12 protein-coding genes are annotated in these 12,869 nt (G+C 62.5%); 10 read left to right on the forward strand and 2 right to left on the reverse strand.

The window, feature by feature from the left end:
- Positions 1-25: 25 nt before the first annotated feature.
- The 6 genes from AC5PZ0_RS07635 to AC5PZ0_RS07660 all read left to right on the forward strand — a co-directional run bounded on the left by AC5PZ0_RS07635 (position 26) and on the right by AC5PZ0_RS07660 (position 6,911).
- Positions 26-643: a c-type cytochrome gene (locus tag AC5PZ0_RS07635; RefSeq protein WP_085272106.1), complete on the forward strand. Its 618-nt coding sequence runs from the start codon at positions 26-28 to the stop codon at positions 641-643.
- Between the two features lie 203 nt (positions 644-846).
- Entirely contained in the window at positions 847-1,479 is a 633-nt protein-coding gene (gene dsbA, locus AC5PZ0_RS07640) for a thiol:disulfide interchange protein DsbA (RefSeq protein ID WP_085272105.1), read from the forward strand.
- Positions 1,480-1,490: 11 nt separating this feature from the next.
- Entirely contained in the window at positions 1,491-2,345 is an 855-nt protein-coding gene (locus AC5PZ0_RS07645) for an endonuclease/exonuclease/phosphatase family protein (RefSeq protein ID WP_027591971.1), read from the forward strand.
- Between the two features lie 27 nt (positions 2,346-2,372).
- Complete coding sequence (locus AC5PZ0_RS07650; protein WP_493854609.1) at positions 2,373-4,316, forward strand: GGDEF domain-containing protein; 1,944 nt, start codon at positions 2,373-2,375, stop codon at positions 4,314-4,316.
- Positions 4,317-4,395: 79 nt separating this feature from the next.
- Complete coding sequence (locus tag AC5PZ0_RS07655; protein WP_493854610.1) at positions 4,396-5,184, forward strand: N-acetylmuramoyl-L-alanine amidase; 789 nt, start codon at positions 4,396-4,398, stop codon at positions 5,182-5,184.
- A 107-nt stretch (positions 5,185-5,291) separates the two neighbouring features.
- Complete coding sequence (locus tag AC5PZ0_RS07660) at positions 5,292-6,911, forward strand: EAL domain-containing protein (RefSeq protein WP_099428015.1); 1,620 nt, start codon at positions 5,292-5,294, stop codon at positions 6,909-6,911.
- Positions 6,912-6,926: 15 nt separating this feature from the next.
- Here the strand turns inward: AC5PZ0_RS07660 and AC5PZ0_RS07665 are convergent, their stop codons facing one another.
- Both AC5PZ0_RS07665 and algB read right to left on the reverse strand, forming a co-directional pair.
- Positions 6,927-8,705, reverse strand: a complete 1,779-nt coding sequence (locus AC5PZ0_RS07665; RefSeq protein WP_493854611.1) for a KinB sensor domain-containing domain — start codon at positions 8,703-8,705, stop codon at positions 6,927-6,929.
- Positions 8,702-10,048, reverse strand: a complete 1,347-nt coding sequence (gene algB / locus AC5PZ0_RS07670) for a sigma-54-dependent response regulator transcription factor AlgB (protein ID WP_274884329.1) — start codon at positions 10,046-10,048, stop codon at positions 8,702-8,704. The genes AC5PZ0_RS07665 and algB overlap by 4 nt, the downstream gene beginning before the upstream one ends.
- A 209-nt stretch (positions 10,049-10,257) precedes the next feature.
- On the opposite strand from algB, the gene AC5PZ0_RS07675 reads away from it, so the two are divergent.
- The 4 genes from AC5PZ0_RS07675 (at position 10,258) to AC5PZ0_RS07690 (ending at position 12,234) form a co-directional block, all read left to right on the forward strand.
- Positions 10,258-11,079: a BON domain-containing protein gene (locus AC5PZ0_RS07675; RefSeq protein ID WP_493854612.1), complete on the forward strand. Its 822-nt coding sequence runs from the start codon at positions 10,258-10,260 to the stop codon at positions 11,077-11,079.
- A gap of 174 nt (positions 11,080-11,253) precedes the next feature.
- On the forward strand, positions 11,254-11,544 hold the full coding sequence (locus AC5PZ0_RS07680; RefSeq protein WP_085272104.1) for a hypothetical protein: 291 nt from the start codon (positions 11,254-11,256) through the stop codon (positions 11,542-11,544).
- A gap of 55 nt (positions 11,545-11,599) precedes the next feature.
- On the forward strand, positions 11,600-11,761 hold the full coding sequence (locus AC5PZ0_RS07685; protein WP_003252966.1) for a DUF1328 domain-containing protein: 162 nt from the start codon (positions 11,600-11,602) through the stop codon (positions 11,759-11,761).
- A 2-nt stretch (positions 11,762-11,763) separates the two neighbouring features.
- A complete protein-coding gene (locus AC5PZ0_RS07690; RefSeq protein WP_027591963.1) occupies positions 11,764-12,234 on the forward strand; it encodes an inhibitor of vertebrate lysozyme family protein in 471 nt (156 codons plus the stop codon).
- Positions 12,235-12,869: the final 635 nt, after the last annotated feature.

Raw genomic sequence — 12,869 nt, forward strand, 5'->3', positions numbered from 1 at the left:
ACCCTTAGCCGTGTTGGATTAGCTGATGAACAAACTAGTCGTGAGTCTGCTGTTGACCATGGGTGTCGCAGGTGCGGCCATTGCTGCGGAACCTATCAAAGGCGATGCCGCCGCCGGCCAGGCCAAGACGGCCGTCTGTGGTGCCTGCCACAACCCCGACGGCAATAGCCTGGCACCGAACTTCCCGAAACTGGCAGGCCAGGGCCAGCGTTACCTCGAAAAACAACTGCACGATATCAAGTCTGGCAAGCGCACCGTGCTGGAGATGACCGGCATGCTGGCGGCCTTCAGTGACCAGGACCTGGCCGATATCGCGGCGTACTTCGCCAGCCAGAAAGGCAGCGTCGGGGCGGCCGACCCCAAGCTCGTCGAACGCGGCCGCGCCTTGTTCAATGGCGGCGACCTGGAAAAAGGCATGCCCGCCTGTACCGGCTGCCACTCACCGAACGGCGCAGGTATCGCCCTGGCCGGCTTCCCGCACCTGAGCGGGCAGCACTCGCAATACGTGACCAAGCAACTGACCGAGTTCCGTGAAGGCGTGCGTACCAACGATGGCGATGCCATGACCATGCGTACCATCGCGGGCAAGCTGAGCAACCACGATATCGAAGCGTTGGCCAGCTACATCCAGGGCCTGCACTGAGGTAAATGGCGAGTTCTTCGCGGGCAAACCCGCGAAGAAGCTGGCGTATTAACATTCGGTTAATGTTGTAAGCCAAAGATGAAAGGGCGGCCGGACCGCCCTTTTTTACGTCCGCAGCCGTTACACTACAGAACTCGGGCCTGGCCCGGCCTGTCTCAACACAGGTCGCGTCGAGGCGACCCATGAATGCTCAGGAGTAAAGCATGCGTAAACTGATTCTCAGCGCTGCGCTGGTCGCCGCCAGCGTATTCGGTATGACCGCCGTACAGGCCGCCGAGCCTGTTGCCGGCAAGGAATATCTCGAGCTGAGCAACCCTGTTCCGGTTTCCGTGCCTGGCAAGATCGAAGTGGTCGAGCTGTTCTGGTACGGCTGCCCTCACTGCTACCACTTCGAGCCGGTAATCAACCCGTGGGCTGAAAAACTGCCGAAAGACGTTAACTTCAAGCGCGTACCGGCCATGTTCGGTGGCCCGTGGGACGCTCACGGCCAGATGTTCCTGACCCTCGAAGCCATGGGCGTCGAGCACAAGGTGCATGCCGCTGTCTTCGACGCCATCCAGAACCAGAAAAAGCGCCTGACCGACCCTCAGGACATGGCCGACTTCCTCGCCACCCAAGGCGTGGACAAGGACAAATTCCTCGCCACCTTCAACTCCTTCGCCATCAAAGGCCAGGTCAACCAGGCCAAGGAACTGGCGAAGAAGTACGAAATCACCGGCGTACCGAGCATGGTCGTCAACGGCAAGTACCGCTTCGACCTGGGCACCGCAGGCGGGCCAGAGGGCGTGCTGAATGTTGCCGACCAGCTGATCGCCAAGGAGCGCGCCGCTAAGTAAGCGGCGTACCCATGCCCCGCTTCCGAAGCACGCGTGGCATTGGCCTGCACCAGCCGCAGGTCAACGAACATCACCTGCAGGCGCCCGGCCTGCCAGAGGATGGGCGCCTGCGGCTGCTCAGTTTCAATATTCAGGTCGGCATCAGCACTGAGCGCTACCGGCATTACCTGACCCGCAGCTGGCAGCACCTGCTGCCGCACACCGGGCGTGCCAGCAACCTGCAGAAAATCGGCAAGCTGCTCAGTGACTTCGACCTGGTGGCCTTGCAGGAAGCCGATGGCGGCAGCCTGCGTTCGGGCTACATCAACCAGGTCGAACACCTGGCCCAACTGGGCGCCTTCCCTTACTGGTACCAGCAGCTCAACCGTAACCTCGGGCGCTTCGCCCAGCACAGCAACGGCGTGCTCAGCCGCCTCAAGCCGCAACACCTTGAAGACCACCCCCTGCCCGGCCCGGCCGGCCGCGGTGCCATTCTGGTGCGCTTCGGCGAGGGTGAAGATGCGCTGATCGTGGTGATGATGCACCTGGCGCTCGGCGCCAAAACCCGCGCCCTGCAGCTTGGCTACATTCGCGAGCTGATTGGCGGCTACCGCCATCAGGTGTTGATGGGTGACATGAACACCCATGCCACCGACCTGCTGGAGCATTCCCCCCTGCGCGACCTGGGCCTGGTCGCCCCGCAAGTCGAGGCCACCTTCCCCAGTTGGCGACCGCAGCGTTGCCTGGACCATATCCTGCTCAGCCCAAGCCTCACCCTTGAGCGCGTCGAGGTGTTGGCGCAGCCAATTTCCGATCACCTTCCCGTTGCCGTCGAGATTCGATTGCCTGATGCATTGACTGTGGATACGCTGCCGGTTTTGAGCTAATTGCCATCACCGTTTGCGGGCCCGGGCATGACTGACGACGCTGAGCGCTGGAAAGAGAAATACCTTAAGAGCATCGAGCAGCAAGAGAAGCTTGAACGCCGTTGGGACGCGCGTCTCGACCTGTTGCGTCGTGGGCTGGTGCGCAGCACCCTGGCTGCCGAAGGCAGTGACAAGGTGGTGGACCAGTGCATGAAGGAAATGCGCGAGGTCATCCGCAGCGACAACATGGACGCAGGCCTTGCCGGGCTGATTCCGCGCCTGGAAAAAGCCGTGCTGGATTCCGAGCAACGCCGGGAAACCCGCATGAACCAGGTCAGCGATGCGCTGACGGCGCTGGTCACCCAGCTGCAAGGCTTGCCGCTGCCAAGCGACATTTCGCGGCCGCTGAAAAAACTGGCGAAAAAACTCGACGGCGGGGTTGCCCAGTCGCGTGAGCTGCCCCCGTTGCTGGGGGAGCTGAGTGGCCTGCAAGGTCGCGCGCTGGATGCGTTGGGCAAGCCTGAAGAAGAGCGGCCAGGCTTTTTGCAGCGCTTGTTTGGTGGTCGTGACAGCGAGCAGCCCGACGAAGCAGAGGTTGCACTGGCGGCGGCGCCTGTTGCGGCAATGGCTGAGGCCGTGGCGCCGCCCGTTGCCGCCCCCGTTCAGCGCGTTGCTGAAGACCCGCAGCCCGAGGATGTAGACGCACTGCTGCCCCTGGCACCCCCTGCACTGGCTGAGCCAGCCTTGGTAGCGGAGCTGGAAGGGCCGGCGCTGATCGAAACCGCAGACGTGCCGAGCGCGCCACAACCCGAGCCTGTGCCGGATGAGGCGACAGCGCCAGAGCCAGCCCTCAGCCAACCCACGCCAGAGGCCGTACCGCCGCAGACGCTGGAAGAAACGTTCGGTGAAGATGGCCCCTATGCCCTGCCCTATGCGGTAGAGCCGCCCTACAGCCAAGTGGCCGCCCATATCGAGCAGACCCTGATCGGCCTGCTCGACGACCTCAGCCTGCCCGAGCGGCACAAGGCCCAGGCCCTGGAAATGCGCGAGCGGGTGGCGCGGGGGCTGAACTGGTACGAACTGATCCCGGTGCTCGACGACTTGGCGGTGCTGATGCTGGCGATCACCGACAGCGGCCAGCACGAATTCGAGACCTACCTGCAACAGCTCAACGAGCGCCTGGAAGGCTTCCAGAGCCACCTTCACGAAGCCAGTGCCGGGCATGCCGACAACAGCACCGCCGCCGAGGCACTGGATACCCAGTTGCGTCAGCAGGTCGATGGGCTGCAGAGCAGTGTGAAGGGTGCCGCCGACGTGGACAGCCTCAAGCACATCCTGGAAAACCGGCTCGAGGGCTTGCTGGTGACCATGGACGAGCACAAGCATGAGCGTGATCGCCGCGAGCAGGAACTTGCCGGTCGCCTGCAGGGCCTGTCCGAGCGCGTGGCGAACATGGAGCACGAGGCGCTTGGCTATCGCGAGCACCTTGAAGAGCAGCGGCAAAAGGCCTTGCTCGACCCGCTGACCGGCCTGCCCAATCGCGCGGCCTGGAGCGAGCACCTGGAACGCGAGATGCTCGACTGGCATGAAAACGGCGGCCACTTGGCCATGGCGATTCTCGACCTGGACCACTTCAAGCGCATCAACGACAACTATGGGCACCTGGCGGGTGACAAGGTGCTGAAGATCGTCGCTGACCAGCTGCGCAAGCGCCTGCGCGGGCGCGACTTCATCGCCCGCTTTGGCGGTGAGGAATTCGTCCTGCTGTTCCCGCAGACTTCACCCGCCGCGGCCGCACAGATGGCTGAGCTACTGCGTGCGACCATCGAAGCCTGCCCGTTCCATTTTAAAGGCGAGCGCGTGGTGATCACCGCCTCCATTGGCTTGGGTGCATTTCGCTCCGGCGAGCGCGGTGACCAGGTGCTCAAGCGCGCCGACACCGCGCTGTACCGTGCCAAGGACTTGGGGCGCAACCGTGTCGAGCAGGGGTAAGGGGCGGCGCTGACTCACGGCGAGCACAGGCCATTCAGAGCACGTTATACTGTAGCGCTTACACGCTGAGGCCGCCGACGTGCTTTCCACCGTTAAAAAAACACTGCTCACCTGCTTGCTGGTTGCTGTTGCGGGTTGCTCGACGGGCCTGCGCATTGACCGCAGCCACCCGTCGGCCAACCAGGACGAGCGTATCCAGTTTGTCGTCCTGCACTACACCAATGCGTCGCTCGAGCGCTCATTGGCGCTACTGACCCATGGCGAGGTCAGCAGCCACTACCTGATCGGCGATGGCCCGGCCACGGTCTATCAACTGGTGGATGAAAGCCGCCGCGCCTGGCACGCCGGTGACAGCCAATGGCAAGGGCGCACCTGGTTGAATTCGACCTCGATCGGGATCGAAATCGTCAACCCGGGGTTCACCGACACGCCGAATGGCCGAGTCTGGCACCCCTACAGCGAAGCCCAGGTTCAGGCCTTGATCGCGCTGCTCAAAGACATCGTCAAACGCAACAACATCGACCCCCGGCATATCGTTGGCCACAGCGATATCGCGCCGTTGCGCAAGCTCGACCCAGGCCCGTTGTTCCCGTGGAAGCGCCTGGCCGACGCGGGTATCGGTATCTGGCCCGAGCCTAACGCAGTGGCGCGGCAACAAGCCTTCTTCAGCGTCAACCCGCCGAGCGTGAACTGGTACCAGCAGGAGTTGGCGCGGTTTGGTTATGCCATCGCGCAAACTGGCGAACTCGACGTGGCCACCCGGCATGTGATCGCGGCGTTCCAGATGCGCTTCCGCCCACAACGCTTCGATGGCATGCCCGATGCCCAGACGGCCGCCATGCTGCAAGTGCTCAACCGCATGCGTTGATGCAGGGGGAATGGGCTGCGCAGCAGCCCTTGACCCGTTAATCGCCCAACGGCGAGGATGATTCTCGATTCAGTTGCTATACCTTGGTAATCAACTGGATGCCCTTGATGTCAGCCCTCATCGCCACGCTGCGCCAAATTTTTTACCGTCCCTGGATGCTGGCCTCACTGGCAGCACTGGCCAGCGCCGCACTGTTGCTCACCGCCAGCATCGGTATTGCCCTGCAGCAGATGAAACAAAGCGAGAGCGAACAGATGAATGCGCAGGGCGAGCGCTTTCTTGATCGCCTCGAGCAGGTATTCGGCCAGCTTCGTGAAGGGGTCGACACCCTGCAGGCACAGCCCTTGCGCGGCTGCAGCCCAGAGATGCTGGCGGCATTGCAGCAGGTGGGCCTGAGTTCACGCTTCATTTATGAAGCCGCGTACGTCGATGCCCATGTCGCCTGTTCCAACCGGGGGGATGAACGGGCCTTCGAGCCACTGCGCGCGCCTGACATCAAGGGGCCGACCTACAGCTACTGGTTGAACACCACGATCGAGCCCGACGAAAATCTGGCGGCCCTGATGCTGGGGCGTGGCAATTTCGTGGTGTCCACGTCGCGCGGGCACCTGACCGATGTTGTCGACCTGCCGCCCGGTGGCAGCCTGGTGGTGGTGCTGGACAACGGTACCCGGGCCATCCCGGTACTAGGCCCGCCGCAGGTGTGGCCACCGCCCTCAGCCTGGTCGGCCAGCCACAAGTCGCTGCTCGAATTGAGCGACCGCCTCATCTACCGCATGCCGACCAAATCGCCGGATTACCAACTGGTGCTGATTGCGCCACGCGCCAGCCTGCCCCTGCGCATGAACGGCATGCTCTGGCTGCTGTTCCCTGGCAGCGTGCTGGCCGCCTGCTGCATTGGCTGGCTGGTGTTGCAGCTGATTCTGCAGCGGCGCTCGATGAGCTCGGAGCTGCAGAACGCACTGCGCCGGGGCGAACTGCAGGTGCTTTACCAGCCGATCATCGAACTCGACACACGGCGTTGTGTCGGTGCCGAGGCCCTGGTGCGCTGGCGCCGTCCGGACGGCACCTTGACCAGCCCGGACCTGTTCATTCCGTTGGCCGAAAATACCGGGCAGATCCGCCAGATCACTGACTTTGTCTTGCAGCGGGTGCTTGAGCAGTTGGGCCAGTTGCTGCGGTCGCACCGCAACCTGTACATCTCGGTAAACCTTGCGGCGTGTGATGTGATGGTCCCGCGCATTGGCCGGGTGGCGGCGCGGCTGCTGGCCTTGCATCGGGTGGCGGCCAGCCAGATCGCCTTCGAGGTGACCGAACGCGGCCTGATCGACGTGGTGGTAGCGCGCGACAACCTGCAGGCCCTGCGTGCGGTGGGCCACCAAGTATTGATCGACGATTTTGGCACGGGTTACTGCAGCCTCGCCTACCTGCAGACGCTGCCCGTGGACTGCCTGAAGATCGACAAGGCCTTCATTGATGCCTTGGGGCACGATGCCGCCAGCAGTGGTGTGGCCCCGCACATCATCCGCATGGCCCACGACCTGCACCTGCGGGTGATTGCCGAAGGCATCGAATGCGAAGACCAGGCGGTGTTGCTCAACAGTGAAGGGGTCAATTACGGCCAGGGCTGGTTATTCGCCCGGCCGTTGAACGCCCGCCAGTTTGCCGAGCTGGTGACCCGTGGGTGGCGGGCGGTGCCGGCGCGGCGGGGTACCGATGAGTCTTGAGGGCAAACCCTGTCGTCAGACCGGCAGTGCCATGTAGAACTGAGTACCCTGCCCCGGCCGGGAAAACACGCCCATTCTGCCGCCGTGCAGTTGCACGATTTCTTTGCACAACGCCAGGCCAAGCCCCGCGCCACCTTTTTTGCGCCCGACCTGCACAAAGGGCTCGAAGATGCGCCCTTGCTGCCCATAGGCGATACCCTCGCCATTGTCTTCGACACTGATGATCACCCGCTCCGCATGCCGCCTGGCGTGAAGCCGTATACGGCCACCGCTGGGGGTATGGCGGACGGCGTTGTGCAGCAGGTTGTCCAGCACCCGGTCGAGCTGGGCGATGTCGGCCTGAATACGTGGCAGCGGCAGTTCCAGCTCCTTGATCAACTCGATCTGTTTGTGCGCGGCCTGCTCGTTAAAACGCAGCTGCGCGCGCTCCAGCAATTCATCGATGGCACAGGGGGCGAGGTCGAGCTTCTGCAGGCCGCTCTGGTAGCGGGAGAAATTGAGCAGGTCGTTGATCAGTTGGGTCAGCCGCTGCATTTCCTCGCCGATGGTCTCGAGCAGGTCGTACTCGCGCGCCTCGGGCGGGAACTTCACCCGCTCACGCAGCAGGCCGAACGCCATGTGCATGCCCGTGACCGGGGTGCGCAGCTCGTGCGAGGCACGCAGCACGAACTCGCTGCGTACGCGCTCGAAGGCCCGTTGCTCGGTGACATCGTGCAGCACCATCACCGCACCCAGGATCGGCCCCTGGGGGTGGCTGACCGGTGTCAGGCTGTAGGTCAGCAGGCGGGTTTCTTCATCGACGTCGATGTTCAGGTCGTCGGGTGGGCGATCTAGGCTGCCACCGCGCAGCACCTGGCGTAGCTGTTGCTCCAGCTCCGGGCGTTGCAAGGCTTCGGCCAGGGTGCTGCCCAGGCGGCTGTCGCTCCAGCCCAGCTGGCGCTGCGCCACAGGGTTGAGGTGTTCCAGGCGGCCTTGGCGGTCAATGATCAGCAGGCCATCGTCGATGCTGTCGAGCACCGCTTGCAGGCGTTGCTGGCCGGCCAGCAGTTCATCGACGTTGGTTGCCTGGTGCTTGCGCAGGGCGTCGGCCATGAGCCCGAAACGGCGGGTCAGCTGGTTCAGCTCGATGGCCTGAGTGACTGGCAGCGTCACATCGAAGTCGCCCTTGCCGAGTTGATCGGCCGCCTTGGCCAAGGCTTCGATCGGTTGGCCGAAGCGTCGCGCGATGTTGTGCGCCGTGATGAAACCCAGCACGAGGATCACCAAGCCCATCAGGCCAAGGACGCCGCTGACCATCAAGGCGCGATCGCGGGTATGTTCCTCGCTGCGGGTAATGTGATCCAGCGCTTGCTTGTGGGCGTCGATGAGGTCGGTGCGCACTTGGTTGAAGGCATCCCCCAGGGGCTGGTCCATACCCATGCTGCGCGCCGGTGCGGGGCTGTCGCGGTAGGCCTCGAGGAAGGTCTGGTAATTGCTGCTGGCCTTGCTGAAGCCGGTACGTTCGCCGCCTTGTTCAAGCCCTTGGTTGAGCAGGGACTGGAAGTTGTCTTGCAGCACTTGCAGGCTTTGCGGCGCGGTGTCCTCGTCAAGGATCAGGGTCAGCTGTTCGCCGAGGTTCTGCCGCAATTTAAGCCCCACTTCCAGGGCGTGGGTGGTGTCTCGCACGAGCTGCTGTTGCACCGAGGCCATCTGCAGCACGCTCACCAGGCCCAGCATCAAGCCGAGCAAGGCCACCGTGACCAGGGCCGAAATGCTGAGGAAAAGCCGCGTGCGCAGCTTCATCTGCCACTTCATAGGTTGTACTGCTTACGTTTGCGATACAGGGTCGAGGCATCGATGCCCAGGGTTTTGGCGGCCTGGTCAAGGGTATCGCTGGCAGCCAGCACCGCGCCGATGTGGGCGCGCTCCAGTTCATCCAGGCTCAATGCCGCGCCAACCCGTGGTGCGTTGCTGGCCGGTTGTTCGCCCATGCCCAGGTGGCTGATCTCGACGCGCTCCTGCGGGCAGATGATGCTGGCGCGTTCGACCACGTTGCGCAGTTCACGGATGTTGCCAGGCCAGCGGTAGTTGAGCAGGGCTGCACGGGCTTCGTCGCTGAAGCCGCGGGCGGGCCGGGAGTATTCCTTGACGAAGCGGGCCAGAAAACGGTCGGCCAGGGTCAGGATGTCTTCGCTGCGCTCGCGCAGGGGCGGCAGGTGCAAGGTGATCACGTTCAGGCGGTACAGCAGGTCTTCGCGGAAGCGGCTTTCGCGCACCATCTCCTCGAGGTTGAGGTTGGTGGCAGCCAGAATGCGCACATCGGCGCGTCGGGTGACCGGGTCACCCACGCGCTCGTACTCCTTGTCCTGGATAAAGCGCAGCAGCTTAGGCTGCAAGGTCAGTGGGAAATCACCGATTTCATCCAGGAACAACGTGCCTCCGTCGGCCTGGCTGACCCGGCCAAGGGTGCTCTCGCTGGCACCGGTGAAGGCGCCGCGGGTATGGCCGAACAGCTCGCTTTCCATGAGCTCGGCATTCAGCGAGGGGCAGTTGATGGTGACGCAGGCTTTGCGCGCACGCTTGCTCCAGCCATGAATGGCGCGGGCCAGCTCGCCCTTACCGGTGCCGGACTCGCCCAGGATGAGGATGTTGGCATCGGTGGTTGCGACCTGGCGCGCCGTTTCCAGCACCACCATCATGGCCGGGCTGTGCGAGTCGAGGCCGTCCTTGGGTTTGCGCACCTCGCCTTCAAGGGCTTCGAGGCGTGCCGACAGTTGGCGCACTTCCAGCTGTTTGGCGGTGGCCAGGCGCAGCTGGTCTGGGCTGCAGGGCTTGACCAGGTAATCGGCCGCCCCTGCCTGGATGGCATCCACCGCGGTGTCGATCGCCGAATGCGCGGTCACGATCACCACCCGCATCCAGGGGGCCTGGATGCGCATCTGCGCCAGCACGTCGAGGCCGTTGTCCTCGCCCAGGCGCAGGTCGAGGAAGCACAGGTCGAATACCTGGCGTTGCAGCAAGGTTTCGGCTTGGGCGGCACTGTTGGCGGTGGCCACGCTATAGCCTTCGTCTTCGAGGCAGTAGCGGAAGGTGCGCAGGATCGCGGACTCGTCATCCACCAGCAGAATGCGGCCTTGGTTGTCCTGGGCTGATTCCATTTCCTGCGCTCCTTAGGATAGATCTTCAATTAGTGTGGGAAAAATCGGGCAAGTTGCATGGTCAATTCTGAAGGATTCTGTCCTTTGCATGCTAGCCAATGGCCAAAGTAAGCCCGAAAACCGCGATATCTCGATGATTTGCTTAGAGCTACGCGCTGGCACATTGGTTGCGACTATTTTCTGTTTTTGCCAACAAAGGAGGCACAGCCATGCCCTTTTCCCCACGACTGGCCGTGTTGGCGGCCACCTTGCTGCCGGTATTGACCCCGGCATTCGCTGACCCTGTGCAGGACGCCCGCCTGGAGGGCTCACTGCAAACCGCGTTATCGCTCAACAGGATGCTCAACCCGTTTCGCATCGATGTCGAGGTGGACGGCCAGCAGGCGCGGCTGACCGGTGAGGTCGAGAACGATGTCGAGCGCCAGTTGGCCGAGCATGTCGCCCTGGCTACCCGCGGTATCGAAAAGGTGGACAACCAGTTGAAGGTCAATGCGCAGCTGGTGGAGCGCCCGCTGGAACTGCGGGCTTATGCACAGCGGCTGGAAGATGCAACGTTGGCTGCCGTGATCAGGGCACGGCTGCTGTGGAGCCGCACGACCGAGAAAGCGCCTATCGAGGTGCAAAGCAGCGATGGCGTGGTGACGCTTCGCGGCAGGGTCGACAGCACAGAGGCCAAGGAGCTGGCTGGGGTGGTGGCGCGAACCACCGACGGCGTGCACCTGGTCAACAACCTGGTCAGCCTGGATACCGCCGCCATGGCCAAGGCTCGCGAGAACCCGGTGGGTGCCCCGACCGGGCCGCAACCCAGCGATAGCTGGATCGTCGACAAGATCCAGAACAGCTTCCGTTTCAGCCGCAACCTCGATGGCCTGAACCTCAAGGTGGCCAGCCAAGAGGGCCTGGTGCGGCTGTCGGGAGAGGTGGTCAGCAGCGAGCAGAAAACCATCGCCGTGGAGATCGCCCGGCAGATCATCGGCGTGCGCGGTGTGGACGCCGACCTGCTCAAGGTCGCGACCAAGGTCGAGGGCTGATCGTGCAATTCGCACGACGCCAAGGACGGCATCGTGCAGGATACGTCCTTCGGTGCCATGGGTGATTATCTTAAGTATTTGATTTTAAAGGAATTTTATTGAATTCAAAGGCTGGCATGCAGGCTGCAATTACCTGTTCAGGTTTGAACAACAATTACAGCAGGAGGAGCCGGCATGAACCGCCAATCCGTCAACCGCTCGCAGAACGCCGCACTGCCTTTGCGCCAGTTCCTGTTTCTCGGCATGGCGCTGCTGATGACTTTGGCCGCCGGCCTCTTCTACTACAGCTGGCAGACCGCGCGTCTGGCGGATCAAGTGGCGGCGCAGACCGCGCTGTTGACGCAGATTCAGGCAACCCGTGCCAGCACCCTGGTCAGGGCGGCTGACCCGCTGCCTTCGCCTAAGGCCAATGCATCGCCGGCCACCGTAGAAACTGTCGTACCCCAGGATCGCTGGGTGTTCTGAGCCTGTCCTGGACGCCTAGGGCCGGATTGATTTCAAAAAAGAAAGGAGAACCACCATGCTGAGTTGGGCTATCACTTTCCTCATCATCGCCATTGTCGCCGCCGTACTGGGCTTCGGTGGTATCGCTGGCGCCGCCACGGGTATCGCGAAGATCCTGTTCATCGTCTTCCTGGTCTTGTTCGTAGCCTCCTTCTTCTTTGGACGTGGTCGAGGTTGACGATGAGCAGGAAGCTTTGCACTGCCCTGGCTGCCGCCTTGTTGCTGGGCGGCAGTGCAGGGGCGATGGCGGCCAATGACGGCCAGGTCCGGGTCGACCAGTTGCTCGGCTCGGACCCTGAATACCGGGAAGCCTGGGAGGACACGATCAAGGGTGAGGAACGGCTGCCCGATTGGGTAGTCAACCTCACCGGCAGTGCCCAGGAGCAGATGTCGGCAGTCACCGAGGACGGCGACCAGTACCTGGTCGGCCCCCTGTGCGAAACGGCGGACAACTGCACCTACAAACGCCTGATCGTGGCGTTCAGTTGGGACAAGGACGATGCCTACGGGATGCTCGTGGAGGTACCCGAAGGCTTGCCGAGCGACAAGTCGCCTACCCGTCATGCGCAGTACCGCTGGCTTGGCAAGCCGGATGACGGCATGAAGGCGATGTTGCGCGAGCAACTCAAGCGTGACCCGAAATGGTACTGAGCGTTTAGCCAGCGCTGATGAACGGTAACGCACTGTCACGTAATAGAAGCTGAACCTTTTTATAGTTCAGGCTTCTATGATGCGCCGCCCCGAGGAGGGGCAGCACATGACCATGGGGCCGGGCTGTTCTGATTGTTGCAAGATCGGAGTGGCCTAGGGGTACAGGGAGTGCCTCCAGTATTGGGCCGGGTCAGGAAAGGCGGAATCGGAAGCCTCAGGTCGGGGGTGTCATCGGGGACACCGCACCGACCTGACTTCCGAGGAGCCATCAGCCATTTCATCAATGCCATCGTCCAATGGCCCCTCTTGCGTGTTTTTCGCTTCGGGACACATTTTGTCTCGACCGTACATCACATTTTTTTTCCGTTCGATGCCGCTGCCGCAAGTGTCATTTCGGCCATTCGGATTGTCGAACAAGCCATTCGTCCCCCTCCCTATGCACTGCCATATCGGCCCAAAAATGGCGCTTTGGTCTTGTTCGGGTTTCCGAACGTTATAAATCAAGCACTTGCGACATGCCATTTTCAGCGCAAACAATTATGCAGTATCGGCATGGGGTATGCGTTTCCGGCATTAGATTTCCCCCTTCCCCATCGCAATAGTTGCCGCCTTTTCGCTGGCCCGAGCGCCCTGTC

Source organism: Pseudomonas sp. 5.2 (assembly GCF_059025405.1).

Coding starts and splice junctions, on each gene's coding strand:
- AC5PZ0_RS07635 (WP_085272106.1), top strand. CDS start 26: ATGAACAAACTAGTCGTGAGTCTGCTGTTGACCATGGGTGTCGCAGGT.
- dsbA (WP_085272105.1), top strand. CDS start 847: ATGCGTAAACTGATTCTCAGCGCTGCGCTGGTCGCCGCCAGCGTATTC.
- AC5PZ0_RS07645 (WP_027591971.1), top strand. CDS start 1,491: ATGCCCCGCTTCCGAAGCACGCGTGGCATTGGCCTGCACCAGCCGCAG.
- AC5PZ0_RS07650 (WP_493854609.1), top strand. CDS start 2,373: ATGACTGACGACGCTGAGCGCTGGAAAGAGAAATACCTTAAGAGCATC.
- AC5PZ0_RS07660 (WP_099428015.1), top strand. CDS start 5,292: ATGTCAGCCCTCATCGCCACGCTGCGCCAAATTTTTTACCGTCCCTGG.
- AC5PZ0_RS07665 (WP_493854611.1), bottom strand. CDS start 8,705: ATGAAGTGGCAGATGAAGCTGCGCACGCGGCTTTTCCTCAGCATTTCG.
- algB (WP_274884329.1), bottom strand. CDS start 10,048: ATGGAATCAGCCCAGGACAACCAAGGCCGCATTCTGCTGGTGGATGAC.
- AC5PZ0_RS07675 (WP_493854612.1), top strand. CDS start 10,258: ATGCCCTTTTCCCCACGACTGGCCGTGTTGGCGGCCACCTTGCTGCCG.
- AC5PZ0_RS07680 (WP_085272104.1), top strand. CDS start 11,254: ATGAACCGCCAATCCGTCAACCGCTCGCAGAACGCCGCACTGCCTTTG.
- AC5PZ0_RS07685 (WP_003252966.1), top strand. CDS start 11,600: ATGCTGAGTTGGGCTATCACTTTCCTCATCATCGCCATTGTCGCCGCC.
- AC5PZ0_RS07690 (WP_027591963.1), top strand. CDS start 11,764: ATGAGCAGGAAGCTTTGCACTGCCCTGGCTGCCGCCTTGTTGCTGGGC.